The sequence below is a fragment of the Bacillus sp. FSL M7-1020 genome (genome assembly GCF_038050415.1).
Classification (GTDB): Bacteria; Bacillota; Bacilli; order Bacillales; family Bacillaceae_G; genus Bacillus_A; species Bacillus_A toyonensis.
This window is the reverse complement of the sequence record NZ_JBBOTW010000001.1, coordinates 3,367,868-3,385,576: the sequence shown is the minus strand read 5'-3', so window position 1 is coordinate 3,385,576 and position 17,709 is coordinate 3,367,868. Positions and strand designations below refer to the sequence as shown.

The 17,709-nt window shown below is 33.4% G+C and carries 10 protein-coding genes and 1 pseudogene; 7 read left to right on the top strand and 4 right to left on the bottom strand.

The genetic code is table 11. The features are described from left to right. Nucleotides 1-48 precede the first annotated feature (48 nt). From cotE to mutL, 3 genes are all read left to right on the top strand, one after another. Nucleotides 49-591: an outer spore coat protein CotE gene (gene cotE, locus MHB70_RS17135; protein ID WP_001288802.1), complete on the top strand. Its 543-nt coding sequence runs from the start codon at nucleotides 49-51 to the stop codon at nucleotides 589-591. A gap of 326 nt (nucleotides 592-917) precedes the next feature. Then, nucleotides 918-3,590 (top strand): DNA mismatch repair protein MutS, encoded by a 2,673-nt coding sequence (gene mutS / locus MHB70_RS17130; RefSeq protein ID WP_000195987.1) that lies wholly within the window; start codon nucleotides 918-920, stop codon nucleotides 3,588-3,590. Nucleotides 3,591-3,598: 8 nt separating this feature from the next. Further along, nucleotides 3,599-5,542 (top strand): DNA mismatch repair endonuclease MutL, encoded by a 1,944-nt coding sequence (gene mutL / locus MHB70_RS17125; protein ID WP_000516451.1) that lies wholly within the window; start codon nucleotides 3,599-3,601, stop codon nucleotides 5,540-5,542. 278 nt (nucleotides 5,543-5,820) lie between these two features. On the opposite strand, the gene MHB70_RS17120 is transcribed toward mutL, so the two are convergent. After that, entirely contained in the window at nucleotides 5,821-6,009 is a 189-nt protein-coding gene (locus tag MHB70_RS17120) for a hypothetical protein (RefSeq protein ID WP_000461139.1), read from the bottom strand. A gap of 113 nt (nucleotides 6,010-6,122) precedes the next feature. Here MHB70_RS17120 and MHB70_RS17115 point away from each other — a divergent pair. Both MHB70_RS17115 and MHB70_RS17110 read left to right on the top strand, forming a co-directional pair. After that, nucleotides 6,123-6,260, top strand: a pseudogene (locus MHB70_RS17115) (IS6 family transposase); the annotation flags it as partial. Between the two features lie 331 nt (nucleotides 6,261-6,591). Continuing rightward, the gene (locus MHB70_RS17110) at nucleotides 6,592-9,375 is read left to right on the top strand and encodes a dynamin family protein (RefSeq protein ID WP_001217642.1); all 2,784 of its coding nucleotides are present in this window, start codon (nucleotides 6,592-6,594) and stop codon (nucleotides 9,373-9,375) included. Nucleotides 9,376-9,488: 113 nt separating this feature from the next. Here MHB70_RS17110 and MHB70_RS17105 read toward each other — a convergent pair whose 3' ends face one another. The 3 genes from MHB70_RS17105 to MHB70_RS17095 all read right to left on the bottom strand — a co-directional run bounded on the left by MHB70_RS17105 (nucleotide 9,489) and on the right by MHB70_RS17095 (nucleotide 14,318). Beyond that, nucleotides 9,489-11,408: an LTA synthase family protein gene (locus tag MHB70_RS17105; RefSeq protein ID WP_000791015.1), complete on the bottom strand. Its 1,920-nt coding sequence runs from the start codon at nucleotides 11,406-11,408 to the stop codon at nucleotides 9,489-9,491. Nucleotides 11,409-11,879: 471 nt separating this feature from the next. Next, entirely contained in the window at nucleotides 11,880-13,217 is a 1,338-nt protein-coding gene (locus MHB70_RS17100) for an NAD(FAD)-utilizing dehydrogenase (protein ID WP_000272424.1), read from the bottom strand. Nucleotides 13,218-13,520: 303 nt separating this feature from the next. Next, complete coding sequence (locus MHB70_RS17095; protein WP_000771182.1) at nucleotides 13,521-14,318, bottom strand: cell wall hydrolase; 798 nt, start codon at nucleotides 14,316-14,318, stop codon at nucleotides 13,521-13,523. 295 nt (nucleotides 14,319-14,613) lie between these two features. On the opposite strand from MHB70_RS17095, the gene MHB70_RS17090 reads away from it, so the two are divergent. Together MHB70_RS17090 and MHB70_RS17085 are read left to right on the top strand one after the other, a co-directional pair. Then, on the top strand, nucleotides 14,614-16,455 hold the full coding sequence (locus MHB70_RS17090) for a S8 family peptidase (protein ID WP_000781565.1): 1,842 nt from the start codon (nucleotides 14,614-14,616) through the stop codon (nucleotides 16,453-16,455). A gap of 236 nt (nucleotides 16,456-16,691) precedes the next feature. Continuing rightward, nucleotides 16,692-17,678 carry a phosphatidylinositol-specific phospholipase C gene (locus tag MHB70_RS17085; protein WP_001060367.1) on the top strand — a complete coding sequence of 329 codons (987 nt, stop codon included), beginning with the start codon at nucleotides 16,692-16,694 and terminating at the stop codon, nucleotides 17,676-17,678. Nucleotides 17,679-17,709 lie beyond the last annotated feature (31 nt).

The window sequence follows — 17,709 nt, the reverse complement described above, 5'->3', positions numbered from 1 at the left end:
TATTGTCACGCATATGATTAAGTGAATAGTGATTGAGGAGGGTTACGAATGTCCGAATTTAGAGAGATTATTACAAAAGCAGTGGTTGGAAAAGGACGTAAGTATACAAAGTCAACGCATACATGTGAATCGAATAATGAGCCAACAAGTATTTTAGGGTGCTGGGTAATTAACCACTCGTACGAAGCGAGAAAGAATGGAAAACATGTAGAAATTGAAGGTTTCTATGATGTGAACACTTGGTATTCGTTTGATGGCAATACAAAGACTGAAGTTGTAACAGAACGTGTGAACTACACTGACGAAGTAAGCATTGGTTATCGTGATAAGAACTTCTCTGGTGACGATTTAGAAATTATTGCTCGTGTCATTCAACCGCCAAATTGTTTAGAAGCTCTTGTATCGCCAAATGGGAATAAAATTGTTGTAACTGTAGAACGTGAATTTGTAACAGAAGTAGTTGGGGAAACAAAAATTTGTGTAAGTGTAAATCCTGAAGGTTGTGTAGAATCAGATGAGGATTTCCAAGTCGATGATGATGAGTTTGAAGAATTAGATCCGAACTTTATCGTTGACGCAGAAGAAGAGTAATAGAAAGCTAGGGAGAAGTTCTTCCTAGCTTTTTACTTTACATAAGTGGTGCTGAATGAACATGAATCTTTATGAAATATGTTATAATGAAGAAAGACTCCTGAAATAGGAGAGATGGATGTCCGTGAAGTGTGACATATATAAAGTTCAACTAATAATCAGTGGGGGGCATCCCCACTGATTATTAGTTGAACCAATCGGGCTTTTACGGGCAGTTGATCTCCCACCTAACTTCTTTGTTCCAGCCGATTTTTGAGGTGGGAATCTTACTGCCCGTTAATGCGGGATGAATATAGATTATTATGTAAAAATTATGGAGGAAAGACATGACGCAATATACGCCTATGATACAGCAATACTTAAAGGTTAAGGCAGACTATGAAGATGCCTTTTTATTTTTCCGATTAGGTGATTTTTATGAAATGTTCTTTGAAGATGCGGTTAAAGCAGCTCATGAACTTGAAATTACATTAACGAGCCGAGATGGTGGTAGTAGTGATCGTATACCGATGTGCGGTGTACCGCATCATGCAGCTAAAAATTATATTGAACAACTTGTTGAAAAAGGATATAAAGTAGCTGTTTGTGAGCAAGTGGAAGATCCAAAAACAGCTAAAGGTGTAGTACGTCGTGAAGTAGTACAACTAATTACGCCAGGAACGATGATGGAAGGGCGTACAATAGACGAGAAAGAGAATAACTTTTTAGCAGCATTAACACATTTCGAAGATGGATCTTATGCGCTAGCTTGTAATGACTTAACGACTGGACAAAATACAGTGACGTTGTTAACAGGTTCAGTAGAAGATATTTTATTAGAGGTGTATGCAACTGGTTCGAAAGAAATTGTTGTAGATTCTACATTTTCAAAAGATGAATTAAATAAATTGACTGAAACATTAAAAATGACGATTTCGTATGAAGATGCAACAACGATTCCGGAAGGGTTAGAACATCTTGTGAAAAATGTTTCACAAGCAAAGTTACTTAAAGCGATTGGACGCTTATTTAACTATGTGATAAGAACACAAAAACGTTCATTAGATCATTTGCAACCAGTAGAAATTTATTATACAAATCAATTTATGAAAATTGATGTGCACTCAAAACGTAATTTAGAGTTAACTGAGACTCTTCGTACGAAAGAAAAAACAGGCTCACTATTATGGCTATTAGATAAAACGAAAACAGCTATGGGTGGCCGTATGTTAAAACAGTGGATGGAACGTCCGCTTATTCAGAAAGAGAAAGTGGAAGAACGTTTAGAAATGGTAGAAACATTTGTAAATGATTACTTCTTACGTGAAGATTTAAAAGAAAAGCTAAAAGAAGTATATGATTTAGAGCGTTTAGCAGGGAAAGTTGCATTTGGTAATGTAAATGCACGGGACTTATTACAGTTAAGACGTTCTTTACTTCAAGTACCAGCTATTTTAGAAGCGATTAGTCTTTTAGATAATGCTTATGCAGCAAGGTTAATTCAAGGTGCGGATCCATGTGAGAGCTTAACTGAATTACTAGGAAGAAGTATTCAGGAAAACCCACCACTTTCTATTAAAGATGGAGATATTATTAAAGACGGTTATAATGACAAGCTTGATCAATATCGTTACGTGAGCAAAAATGGGAAAACGTGGATCGCGGAGCTTGAAAAACGAGAGCGTGATATTACAGGGGTTAAATCATTAAAAATTGGATACAACCGTATTTTCGGCTACTACATTGAAGTGACGAAGGCGAATCTTGCAGCGCTTCCAGAAGGGCGCTATGAGCGAAAACAGACGCTTGCTAATGCTGAGCGTTTCATTACAGATGAACTGAAAGAAAAAGAAACGTTAATTTTAGAAGCAGAAGAGAAAATTGTACAACTGGAATATGATTTATTTACAGCACTTCGTGAAGAAGTAAAAGTATTCATTCCGAAATTACAACATTTAGCGAAAGTAATTAGTGAATTAGATGTACTACAAAGCTTTGCGACTGTAAGTGAAGAAGAGCAGTTTGTAAAACCCGTGCTAACAACGAAGCGTGAAATCTTTATTAAAGATGGTCGCCATCCTGTCGTTGAAAAAGTATTGAACGGGAAATTGTATGTACCAAATGATTGTATTATGCCAGAGAAGATGGATGTCTTTTTAATTACAGGACCGAACATGTCTGGTAAAAGTACGTATATGAGACAATTAGCACTTGTTACTGTTATGTCACAAATTGGTTGTTTCGTACCAGCGACAGAAGCGGTATTACCTGTATTCGATCAAATCTTTACGAGAATTGGTGCAGCGGATGATTTAATTTCAGGTCAAAGTACATTTATGGTTGAAATGTTAGAAGCGAAAAATGCGATTGCAAATGCGTCAGAAAGAAGTTTAATTTTATTTGATGAAATTGGACGCGGTACATCAACGTATGATGGTATGGCGCTTGCACAAGCAATCATTGAACATATTCATGACCAAATTGGTGCAAAAACATTATTCTCTACGCATTATCATGAATTAACGGTGCTAGAAGAAAGTTTAGATCAACTGAAAAATGTACATGTTTCAGCTATTGAAGAGAATGGAAAAGTAGTCTTCCTTCATAAAATTCAAGATGGAGCAGCCGATAAAAGTTACGGAATTCACGTTGCGCAACTTGCTGAGCTTCCAGATAGCTTAATCGCTCGTGCAAAAGAAGTGTTAGCGCAACTAGAAGGACAAGAAGAAATTATTATTCCAAAGCGTGTAGAAGTAAAGGTGCAAGAAGTTGTTCCAGAACCTGTAGTTGTAAAAGAAGAACCGGCAGAAATACAAGAAAAGAAAGAAGAGACTGAAGAAGAGTCACAACTATCTTTCTTTGGAGGAGACCAATCTTCAAAAAAACAAGACAAGCCTGTGCTTGATCAAAAAGAAAGCGCAGTACTTGCACAAATTAAAAAAATTGATTTACTAGATATGACGCCTTTAGAAGCGATGAACGAACTGTATCGCTTACAGAAAAAGTTAAAGAAAGGATGAGTAAGTAGATGGGAAAAATTCGCAAACTCGATGATCAACTCTCTAACTTAATTGCGGCAGGGGAAGTAGTAGAGCGCCCTGCCTCAGTCGTAAAAGAACTTGTGGAAAATTCTATCGATGCGAATAGTACATCTATTGAAATCCACTTAGAAGAAGCTGGTTTATCAAAAATTCGCATCATTGATAATGGAGATGGCATTGCCGAAGAAGATTGTATCGTTGCATTTGAACGCCACGCAACGAGCAAAATTAAAGATGAAAACGATCTGTTCCGTATAAGAACGCTCGGATTCCGCGGTGAGGCATTGCCAAGTATTGCCTCAGTTAGTGAATTGGAATTAATCACTAGCACAGGTGATGCGCCGGGTACCCACCTTATCATTAAAGGTGGAGACATTATAAAACAAGAAAAAACAGCGAGCCGAAAAGGAACGGATATTACAGTACAAAACTTATTCTTTAATACACCAGCGCGTCTTAAATATATGAAAACAATTCATACAGAGCTTGGGAATATTACAGATATCGTGTATCGTATTGCAATGTCACATCCAGAAGTATCGTTAAAACTGTTTCATAATGAAAAGAAATTGCTTCATACATCCGGAAATGGTGATGTAAGGCAAGTACTTGCATCAATTTATAGCATTCAAGTTGCCAAGAAGCTTATTCCAATTGAAGCTGAATCTTTAGATTTCACAATTAAAGGGTATGTAACATTACCAGAAGTAACGCGAGCGTCTCGTAACTATATGTCAACGATCGTAAATGGCCGTTACGTGCGAAATTTCGTATTAATGAAAGCAGTTCAGCAAGGATACCATACATTACTGCCAGTTGGACGATATCCAATCGGCTTCTTATCGATTGAAATGGACCCAATGCTTGTTGATGTTAACGTACATCCAGCAAAATTAGAAGTTCGATTTAGTAAAGAACAAGAATTGCTAAAGCTTATCGAAGAAACATTGCAAGCAGCATTTAAAAAAATACAGCTCATTCCAGATGCAGGCGTAACAACGAAGAAAAAAGAAAAAGACGAAAGTGTGCAAGAACAGTTCCAGTTTGAGCATACAAAGCCGAAAGAACCACAGATGCCAAACATCGTTTTACCGACTGACATGGATGAAAAACAAGAAGAACGAACAACTGTGAAACAACCAGCGCAGCTTTGGCAACCGGCGAAGCGAGAATGGCAACCACCACAGTCGCTCGTAAGAGAAGAGCAAAGTTGGCAGCCATCCTCTAAACCGATAATCGAAGAACCGATTCGAGAAGAGAAATCGTGGAACAGTAACGATGACGACTTTGAATTAGAGGAATTGGAAGAAGAGGTCGGGGAAATAAAAGAGATTGAAATGAACGGTAACGATTTACCACCGCTTTATCCAATTGGACAAATGCACGGAACATATATTTTCGCTCAAAATGATAATGGGTTATATATGATTGATCAACATGCCGCACAGGAACGTATTAATTATGAGTACTTCCGTGATAAAGTAGGACGAGTAGCGCAAGAAGTACAAGAACTACTTGTACCGTACCGTATTGACCTATCTCTTACTGAATTTTTACGTGTCGAAGAGCAACTAGAAGAACTTAAAAAAGTCGGCCTATTTTTGGAACAATTCGGCCATCAATCTTTTATTGTTCGCTCGCATCCAACGTGGTTCCCGAAAGGACAAGAAACAGAAATCATTGATGAGATGATGGAGCAAGTTGTCAAACTAAAAAAAGTTGATATTAAAAAGTTGCGTGAAGAAGCAGCCATTATGATGAGCTGTAAAGCATCTATCAAGGCAAATCAATATTTAACGAACGATCAAATATTTGCTTTACTTGAAGAACTTCGTACAACAACAAATCCATACACATGCCCGCACGGGAGACCGATTCTTGTACATCATTCTACTTATGAGTTGGAGAAGATGTTTAAGAGGGTTATGTAGGGATACTAAAATTAGATATTAAAAGGGAGCAACAGTAAATGTTGCTCCCTTTTAATATGTAGAGTTAATTGTTAAACGAAAATAAGGTGGATTGATTTTACAGTTTATTTCTAGACTAAGTAAGCTTTAATTTATCTATGTATAAAAAAGCGCCGTATATCAGCACTTTTTAAAGGTACGTAAATTGTATAATAAAGATTTCTACATTATTAAACATATAACTATGCATGGCCAAATATTGATTCTTATTTGGTTAATTGTTATAAGGATTTATAGGATTATTTGTTTTTATTATTATTATTAATTTTTTCAGTATATAAAACCTGCTCTTTATAATGCTTTTTAATTGGGAAGTTATGTGTACCTGTGCCGTTCTTGAATTTTTTATCAATGGGGTTCTTTAGAGGGACTGTTGTAGTTTCAGTAAATTCATATGGGTAATTTATTTTAGATTTATCTTCAAACATGAAAATGCCTCCTTTTTAGGATTTCCTGAATTCTTTACTATAACATGATATGCATATAGAGTTTTTTTGGACTAGTTATTTATATAGGTTAGAACAATTTAATTACATAACTACTGAAATATTTTAAAGGAAAACAATTTGAGAGAGGTATTGTAATGATAGCCGTTCACTATTATTGTTGTTTAAGTTATCGTGGTGTGTTTGAAATTCTGAAAGGACGTAGCATATTGGTCTATCTAATAACCATTATGTGGTGAGTTTTTTTATTTATCGGTGAAACAAACAATGCATATATATTCGTTATAGATTGTTTTTATAATGTAATATATATATAGTTTTCCTGATAATATAATGCGGAATATTATAGTGTTATTAGGTTATTAGGAACACTTAATGTTGTTTCACAACTGAAAGCGAATTGAAAAAGAACTGAAACTTTTCTCATAAAAATTCAATCTTACTTGAAAAATGAAAGGAAAATGAAATTTTCCAAAAGAAATTCTTTGTTAAGATAAAAAGCATACATAAAAAAAGTATTGACATATCTTAAAAGTGTGTTTTCAAGATATAGTGGGGGAAAAGATGAGAATAGAAAAACAATTAATAAAAAAGATGTATTATGAAACATTCCTAATGGAGAATGAAACAAAACCACCTCTTGACGTACTTGGGGAAGTTTATGTAAACGAAGAAAAACATGAAATTTCCGATGGGTCTTATATTCGTTTTGCACAAGGTGAATTTTATTATCACCATCAAGATTTTGAATCAGCTATTTTCAAATGGGAGAAAGTTGGCAACGAACTAGCACCATGGGCACAAAAAAACATTGCGGATGCTTACTTTGAACTAAACCGACTATCAGTTGCTGAAGAGGTTTATACTTCCATTACTACTGATAACAAAATATTGATGACTGAAATTGGACTGCAATTACTTTCTCTTTACATCGAGCAAAATAATTTTGACTCAGCTTTCGCTGTAATTAAAGAGGCGGTTTCTTTAAATCCCGATTATCCGAATGTCACCAAAATTGCCCGTTCTTTTTATGAAGAACAGCAAGATTTTGATAGTGCAGTAGAGCTTGCTGTGAATGAGCTGGTTCGAACAGAATCTTATCCTTGGTTTGAGGTGCTAAAAGGGTATATCGATAAAGGATTTACTAAAAATATTTCACCAGACTATTTTCATGAAGTATTAGTTACATTAAATCATGTAGATCAAGTGCAATTTACACAAATTGTATCATCACTTTGGAACAGTTATAAAAATGAACAAAATTACTTATTATGGCTTAACACAATAAATGAGTTTTTCTTACATATCGAAATACATTCGTCCGATATATGGGACAAAATTTCTTCTCTTTACGAAGAAACGTATTTTGAATTAATTCAAGGCCAATATACGCTTAGACAATTACATGATATCATTCCAAATCTGTTAACAAATTGGTTAAAGGTAGTCAATTCTTCTTATGCTGTATTTCCATCAGCAGCTGTATTGGCATGGGATGAGATTTTCCCTTCCAAAATAGATGCAGCAAATATAAAAAATGCAGAAAACCTACTGTTGTATTCTATTAATCATGTGGATGGCTTAGAGTATAGTTTACATCTTTTTGAATCTATTACACAGTGGGCACAAAAGCATGATATAGAAATGGGTCACCGATTTAGATGGTTAGTTAGCGAACTTGCAGATTTAAGAACAAATCGTATTTTAGTAACGGGCACTTCAGGAAATGGAAAAACTGCATTTATTAACTCTATAGTAGGAGAAAATATATTAGAAAACTCAATTTCAAATGTAGTGGTTTTAAAAAATGATGCTCATACAGAAATTAACGCTATAACAGACTCAGCAATTACAACAACTGAGAATTTCTCTGATTACCATGATATGATGTCTTTACACCACCAAACGTATAGAGATAGAGCGTGTGTTGAATTTAAACTACCATGCAAATTTTTAAGTGAAAATAAACTTACATTTGTAGTTACACCTGGCTTTAATAGAAATAACGATACTAGAGATGAGATATTTGAATACCTGAATTCTGTAGACGAATTATTGTTCGTATTGAATGCGGATTCACCTTTTACTGACAAAGAACGTGACATTCTATTAAGTATTCAAGAACATACACCAAATCTACAAATTCATTTCTTATTAAATAAAATCGATAACATTTACAGTGAAGCAGAAGTAAAAAGAGTTTTACATGATACGCAAGCGAGAATAAACGCGTATTTCCCGCAAGCGAGACTTTTCCCTTACTCTTCGTTATATACAAGTAATCAACAACTAAATGATTTAACTGAGTTTATTCGTTTTAATTTTAACTATAAAAATATCGATGCAGATCGTACTGAAAAGCTATTGTTTTTCATTCGAAAAACAATTACATACCTTTTAGATAAACGCGTTGAGAAGGAAAACAATCTAGTGGATGCTATGAATTGGAATGAAGATATGTTAGTTAAATTAAATGGTAGTATTAATAACCTTACTGCTTTTGAGAGGGAAAAAATTCATATCATTACACAATCGTATCGTACAATGAAAACAGAAATTACGAATGGTCTTACTGAACATATTCCGAAGCTACTGCAGAGTTGTTCTGATTTAATCAGTGAAGAAAGCGATTTTGGAAACATTGAAATGGAACTAAATACAGCAATGAACGAAAGAGTACACAAATATTTAGAACAAACTGTATTACCTAACTTTGCTCGTTCTATGCAAAATTGGATTGAAACTTCTAATAATGAGTTACTTCAAAGTCAATCGCACTTAGAAGAACTCAGTGAAGGACTTAATTCTTTATTTGGAGAAAATCGAATACAATTAGAATGTGACTTTAAAGTGCTTGATGACTGGCGCAGAGATACTGATAGAATGACGACTAGAATACAAATGGAAGAAGTAAATATTTTACGCCGATTTACGCCAGCGCAATTTTTACTGAAAAGTGCCGGTAAATTATTTGGGGTTCTTCCAAAGAATAGATCTATGCTATATAACAAATATAAACAGTATATAGAAAATGAAGATTATACAGAAGTAACGGCTTCTATTATGAAGAAATTTTTCTTGCAATTTGAGCTGTTTGAAAATACACAAGAGCGGGATATTAATATGTTCTTTAGAAATCCATTTAACTCCTTGAAACAAGCTGTAGAAAATACGCAGTTAGAAATACAAGAAAAACAAGAGATATTACATAAAATGAAATCAAATCCTGAAGTGTATCATGATTCTATAACGCTCTTTGAATTGAGATTACGTCAATGTGAAGTAATCTTAAATATAGGTGAGTATAATGCCTATACAGATTTAAATTTAGAAACAAGCATAGAATAAACGTAAAACAACTCCAAAAGTGGATTTTGGAGTTGTTTTTTTGTTTATATCCGTTGTTATAAGAGGGGAAAAAGGGAGCAACCGTAATGAGTTGCTCCTTTCGCATATATAGATTATTTTTCAGTTTCTTTAATTTTAGTTTTTACTTCGCCAGTTTTAATTTTATTACTTTCTGAGAAACGTAATAAATCGCCTTCAATAATTTTGTCAGACATACGTAATTCATTTTGTGCACGGTTAATGAGTGCTTGAGCTTCTTTTTTTGGTAAATCTAAAATTTCACCTGTTATCCGGTCATAAAAAGTGTTGTTTTTGTATGCATATTTGTCTGTAACGAAGCTACCATCACGTAAAACAACAAATCCTGTATATTCATCTGAAAACATATCGTGACCAAAACGGATATCGTTCGTAGTATCAATCCCTAATAAATTTAGAATAGTAGGTTTCACATCAATTTGTCCCGTAGGCTTTGAAATCGTTTGACCTTTTGTTTGTCCAGGGATATGAATATATAAAGGTGTACGTTGTAAATGTAAAGTATCAAATTCTGTTATTTGATCTTTTTCTAAAAACTGCGCCATTGCACGGTTATGTTTTTCAGAAATGCCATAATGATCACCGTATAATACAATAATAGAATCATCATAAAGCCCTTCGGCCTTTAAACGCTCAATAAAGTTTTTAATGGATTCGTCTAAGTAACGTGATGTTACGATGTAACGATCAAATACGCCATTACCAGAGTTATATGGTTCAATGAATTTTGTGTCTTCATCATACGTAAATGGATAATGGTTTGTTAAAGTAAGGAAACGAGCGTAAAATGGTTGATCAATCGTTTTTAACATATCTACTGATTGATCAAAGTATTCTATATCTTTTAATCCCCAATTTAAATTTGTTTCGGGCGTGATTTTGTAATCAAGTTCATTATAGTAACGATCATAACCAAGAGCTGAGTACATAATGTTACGATTCCAAAATGTTGCGTTATTCGCATGGAATACAGAAGTGAAATAACCTTGTTCACGTAAAATTTCTGGAGTTGCAGTATAATCATTGTTTCCGTGTGTGAAGAATACAGCTCCACGGTTTAATGGATACAACGATGTATCTATTAGAAATTCAGAATCGGATGTTTTTCCTTGTCCAGTTTGGTGGAAAAAGTTATCAAAGTAATAGCTTTCATTTATGAATTCATTCAAGAAAGGTGTAACTTCTTGACCATTGACGGATGCTCCTATTAAAAAGGTTTGCAAGGATTCAAGAGTAACGACAATTACATTTTTTCCTTTCGCTGCGCCAAACATATTAGGATTTGGTTCACTTTGGGTTGCTTTTACGTAGTTTTCAGTTTCTTGTAATTTACTACTATCAGCGAGTGCCTTTTGTGATCCTGCTTTTGCTTGCAGCGTTAAATCATATATTTGGTGAGTGTATAGTCCTAAATTTTTGACAAGCATTACTCGGTCGAAGGATCTCGTTAATAATTCAGGGCGTTCTTTTTCTGCAAGATGCAGATTTGCAGAAAATACAGCAATTGTTAAGACGAAATATAGTAAGCGTGTAGAATGTGCTACACGTTCTGTTTTAAAGACCAATGTCTTCTTTTTTAATAAAATAAAGAAGAAAATAATGTCTACGAATGCGAGTATAATTTTGTAGTTCAATATTTCTATAATACTACCGCCTAATTGGCCAAAGTTTGATGTTTGTCCGAGTACTGGTAACGTAACGAAATCACTATAAAAATCATAGAACATTACATTTCCGACAAGTACGATCGTTAATAAGAAATTAATACATAGCGCTATATAATTGCGCTTTTCACCAGTTGCAAATAATGCTAATCCAACAAATGCTAACGATGCAGCGAGAGGACTAATAAACAAAATAAGCTCTTGTGTAGAAGACTCAATTTTTAAATCAAAACTGAATCGCGTAATAAGATATGTTTTTAACCATACTGCTAAAGCAATTATGATAACAAAGCTTATATTTTGCATTTGTAAATTTATTTTATTCTTCATTTTTACACCTTCTTTATAAAATTTATTTAACTAAGGTTATATGTTATATTTTTATAACTATTATAGTAGGGTGAACCATTTAAATGATGTTTTCTAATGGTAATAATTTGCAGTGTTCCTATACATACAATGGGGAATTTAAATGCGAAGCAGAAAAAGTCATATTTGTAGTGAAAGTGACTTATAGACATCCTAACATATTAAACACTATGATGATGTTACAAAATATCGAACAAATGAAAGTGAAAAGGAATAGACGCTTTTTAAACTATTGACATTCAATGAGTTGGAATTTGAATAAAAGGTGAGTTTAAAGTAAACGGTTATATGAATGAGTAGAAAACTACATTCTACATAGAATGTAGTTTTTCATATATTCTGTAAAATCATGCTTCTTTGTAGGATAATCATTTCATTAAGTAAAGTGGTGGTGAAACGTAAAACGTTTGACTAGTAGTGTAATGAAAGAGTTCACATATCAGATAAATATTTTCCAACATATAGACCACTTGCAGCTGCTTGAGATAATGAATGAGTAACACCTGAACAATCTCCAACTAAAAATAGCCCATTCATACTTGTTTCAAAATGGTTATTGATTTTTATCGTAGGGGCATAGAACTTTCCATCTATTCCATATAATAAAGTATCTTTATCGATAGGTTCTTGGATAAAATGTTCTAAGCGTAATAAAAATTCTTTGAGTCCTTCAATATATAATGGAGGAATTTCTTTATGCAAATCTCCATAATCTCCGTGTAGTGTAGGTTGTATACGATTATGTTTCATATCTTTTTCCATTGTAGGTTGTTTCTTTAATAAGTCCTCTAAGCGCTGTATAACAATCCGATCTCGTCCTTGATTAATGCCTTTAATAATTGAGTTTGCATATATATTGGCGTCTTTAAGAGTTGGGAAATAGCGCGGGATAAACAAAGTGAAATTTAAGTTAGGAGTGCCAGTTCCTTGCTCTCGAAAATTTTGACCGTCAGGCATAACTAAACCTTCTTCGTACTTTCGAATAATGCGTCCTTTTGGATTCATACAGTAAGTAGTTGCTGTGAAATTTTCACCTTGATAAGAAAGTTTCGTTTCAAAAGTATCTTTTAATATAGAACGTAATTGATGTTCTTTCATTTCTACTCTAATCCCTAAGTCTACACGTGTTTGTTCCTGAGAAATATTTAGAGAAGTGCACATTTCTTTTAACCAATCTGCCCCAGAGCGCCCCGTTGCAAATACGAGTTGCTTAGATTGAACTGTTCCTTGATTTGTAGTTATATTAAAATGATCTTTCTGTTTCATAATATGCTCTACATCTATATGAAATTGGATATTTATTTTCGTAAGTAAAAATTCATAGAGTTGCTGAAAAATGGTACTGGAAATTGTAGTACCAAGATGCCTTACTTCTGTTGTTAACATTTGTAAACCACAAGTTGCAGCTTTCTTAGTGAGATTTACATTTTCTGTAGAATATTTTGAAACTGAATTTCCACCAAACTGACATAGAATTTCATCTACTTCAGCCATGAGTTGCATAAAACCTTCTTTACCTACTTTTTGTTCGAGTTCTCCTCCAAATCCATTTGTATAATTAAATTTTCCTTCAGACTTTCCTAAGCCACCAAAACCGAAATATTTATCACATATGTTACAGTCACACGTTTTTCCTTGATCTAAAGGACAATTTCGATGTTCTAGCGGTTTACCTTTATCAAGAATTAAAATGTTTTTGTTACTTTTGGCTAATGAATAAGCCATAAAAATGCTACTTACTCCAGCGCCGATAATTGTAACATCATACATATTCTTTCACCTGCTAACGAATAGTTTGTTTACTATTTTCCTAGTGTATAACACTTTTATGAAGTTAAGAAATAGCTTTTATGAATAAAGAAAAAGTTTTTGAACTTTATACTTTTTCAATTTCTCTAAGTGGTGGATGAAGTATAAATGTTTTTATTTGAACGGAGATATCGTTTTAAATAATCACTTTTTCGTATGATTCATAAAAGTCTACATATAAAAAGAACAGACCTTTTCAGTAAAAAGGTCTGTTCATCATTTGAAAAAGTTGTTAAGTGCATAAATTAGAAGGGAAGTATAGTTTTATTTAGCGAAGGCATGGTTACCGATTACTGCTACTGTTTGACGTGTCGTAATCCATTTGTCTGTTGATGTTTTTGGGTTGTAGAAATAAAGCCAATCAGAATGTATTCCCTTTGTGGAGATAGCCTCTTCTACAGCCATTTTTGCTTCAGCGCTTGCAGGCTGATTAATTCTTCCATCTGTAACAGGAGTAAATGCATATCCGTATTTAATAGGTTCATAAATAACGCCTGTTATTGTATTTGGAAACCCTTTTGCATTTACTCGATTTAGGATAACTTTTGCTACAGCTACTTTTCCTTTATATGATTCGCCACCAGCTTCAGCGGTAACTAAGCGTGCCATTAAGTCTTTTTCTATTTCGGAAATACTGGAATTAATTTTCAAATGTTGCCCTGTATAAAGCTTGTTACCGATTGTGTTGTTAATTTGTTTTATAGATTGAACGGTTACGTTGTAGCGCTTTGCTATCGTTTCTAATGAATCTCCCGGTTGTACTTGGTAAATAATTTGTCCAGAAGTGTTCGTAGTTTTTTCGTTTTGATGAACTGTAATCGCATTTGATTTCATAGATCTTGGAATATGTAACTGTTCTCCAATAAAAGCTTGATCGTTTCCTTTATTATTCGCTTGTTTAATGGCTTGTATGGAAACTCCATATTGTTTACTAATGCCCCAAAGTGTATCATTCTTTTTTACTGTATGAATGGTGGAAGCTTCAGCTGTACTTTGATTACATACGAATGTAAGTGCTACTGCAGATAAAGGAATTATATGTTTTAGTTTTAATAATTTCATTGTAAATCCTCCTAAAAAAGTAAGGTATAACTGTTGCGTAATGTAATTCAGAATATGAAAATATAAATATTTTAATGTAAATATATTAGCACATATAAAATAAATAATCATTATAAGTTTTTTATTTACATCCATATAGGATTCAAATATGAAATATTGCATATGAAAATACATTGAAGTTCATATTGCTGCTTACTATAATCTATTTAGTAGAAAGGTAATATGTTATAGAAATAAAATCATTATAGATTAATATATTGATTATTAATTGTTATGAGTTAGGAGGATTTATGTAATGAAAATGTTTCAAAGAATAGGTGTTTCAGCTGTGATCGTCTCAACATTTTTAGGAATAGGGGACAATGTTAATATTGTAACTGCTGATTCTATAGAACAGCAGAGTAAATTAGGGATAGAACAAGAAACAGATAAACAAATCATTGTAAAATTCAGTGCAGATTTGAAATTACCATATGAAGATGGTATTGAAAAGCAGATACAATCTGAAACGAACGATAAAGTATTAGAAGATTTTTTGGCAGAATATCCAGATGTAACATTTACTCGTCTATTCACATCTGTAAGTCCGGAAGAAATACAAAATCTTGAAGTGAAAGCACCTAATAATGTATCTACAAGCTTATTAAACTACTATATTCTTCAAACCAAAAATGATGGGCGTGAAGAAACACTAGTAGATAAGTTAAAAGCATCTTCTTTAATAGAAGATGTGTATATGAAGAAACAAGAAAAAATAATACCACCTGAAGTGAAACAATTAAGTGTATCTCTTACTCCTAATAATAATCCTAGATTTAATAAACAAGGTTATCTTGAAGCAGCACCATACGGTATTAATGCACCCTTCGCCTGGGGCGTTCAAGGCGGTAATGGAAATGATGTAACCTTTGTTGATATGGAATATGGTTGGTTATTAAATCATGAGGATTTAGTACATCGAAATATTGAATTGATGTCTGGAAGAAATATAGATCAACATGTCGGTCATGGGACGTCTGTACTAGGAATTGTATCATCTGAAGATAATGAAGTAGGGAATATTGGGATTGCACCAAAAGCGAAAGCAAAAGTGATTTCTCAAATAAGAGATAACGGACAGTATAATACAGCTGATGCAATATTAAGTGCTGTAAATCATTTAGAAGCTGGGGATGTTTTATTATTAGAGGCACAAGCTTCTTTTGATGGATATGGTGATAAATATTTACCTGTTGAAGTACAACCAGATATCTTTGATGCAATTCGTGCGGGTACAGATAAGGGTGTTGTAATTATAGAGGCTGGAGCAAATGGTTGGAATGATCTAGATCAATTTAAAGATAGAAATGGTAAACAAATTTTAAATCGTAATAGTAAAGATTTTAAAGATTCGGGTGCAATTATGGTAGGAGCGGGCTCTTCATCTTTCCCTCATGAACGTATGTGGTTTTCGAATTATGGAAGCCGTATTGATGTGTATGGCTGGGGAGAAAACGTAGATACAACTACAGCTGAGCAAAGTAGAAGTGCTGTAAATCTTTATACATCCAGCTTTAGTGGTACGTCTAGTGCTTCGCCTATTATTGCTGGAGCAGCGACTTTAGTACAAAGTATTGCTAAAGAAAATGTAGGACAACCATATAGACCAAGTGAATTGAGAACGATATTAAGTAACCATAACACTGGAACGAAGTCTAAAGATCCATATTCAGATAAGATTGGTATTTTACCGGATTTGAAGTCTATCCTAGTAAATTTAGGGTATGAACGAAGAGAACTAAACGGTGGGAATGAGTTACAAGTAACAGAAAATGAACCAAATAATGAACCTAAACAGGCAAATAAAATTAACTTTCATACACCAATGAAAGGGACACTACATAATCGTGATAACGTAGATGTATTTACTTTCCAAATTGACTCGCCAGAAACTATTAATATCTCTCTACTAAATGAAAAAAATATTGGAATGACATGGGTACTTCATCATGAATCGGATGTAAATAACTATGTAGCATATGGTGAAAATGAGGGAAATGTAGTTAAAGGAACCTATAATGCAAAGCCAGGTAAATATTATTTATATGTCTATAAGTATGAAAATAAAGATGGTTCATATGTATTAAATATAAAATAATCGAAAGGAACTTCAGATGAAGTTCCTTTCGATTATTTTAATTCAGGATACGTGAATGTTTTTTTACTTTATCTCGCAATTTGTCGGCAGTAAGAATTCCACCTCGTATTCGTCCAATTAGTTAAACGTTACTTCTATGCAATATTTCATATTTATGAAATGTCATTTATTTTTTACTCACCAGATTATATTATATTCAATAAGTCTGATGTAAAACAGAAAAGGGAGGAATAATAATGAACAATAAGAAGTTTATTTTGAAGTTATTCATATGTAGTATGGTACTTAGCGCCTTTGTATTTGCTTTCAATGATAAGAAAACCGTTGCAGCTAGCTCTATTAATGAGCTTGAAAATTGGTCTAGATGGATGAAACCTATAAATGATGACATACCGTTAGCACGAATTTCAATTCCAGGAACACATGATAGTGGAACGTTCAAGTTGCAAAATCCGATAAAGCAAGTGTGGGGAATGACGCAAGAATATGATTTTCGTTATCAAATGGATCATGGAGCTAGAATTTTTGATATAAGAGGGCGTTTAACAGATGATAATACGATAGTTCTTCATCATGGGCCATTATATCTTTATGTAACACTGCACGAATTTATAAACGAAGCGAAACAATTTTTAAAAGATAATCCAAGTGAAACGATTATTATGTCTTTAAAAAAAGAGTATGAGGATATGAAAGGGGCGGAAAGCTCATTTAGTAGTACGTTTGAGAAAAATTATTTTCGTGATCCAATCTTTTTAAAAACAGAAGGGAATATAAAGCTTGGAGATGCTCGTGGGAAAATTATATTACTAAAACGATATAGTGGTAGTAATGAATCTGGGGGATATAATAATTTCTATTGGCCAGACAATGAGACGTTTACCTCAACTATAAATCAAAATGTAAATGTCACAGTACAAGATAAATATAAAGTGAGTTATGATGAGAAAGTAAACGCTATTAAAGATACATTAAATGAAACGATTAACAATAGTGAAGATGTTAATCATCTATATATTAATTTTATAAGCTTGTCTTCTGGTGGTACAGCATGGAATAGTCCATATTATTATGCGTCCTACATAAATCCTGAAATTGCAAATTATATGAAGCAAAAGAATCCTACGAGAGTGGGCTGGATAATACAAGATTATATAAATGAAAAATGGTCACCATTACTTTATCAAGAAGTTATAAGAGCGAATAAGTCACTTGTAAAATAGTAAATATGGTCATAGTAAGAAGCGGTGAAAT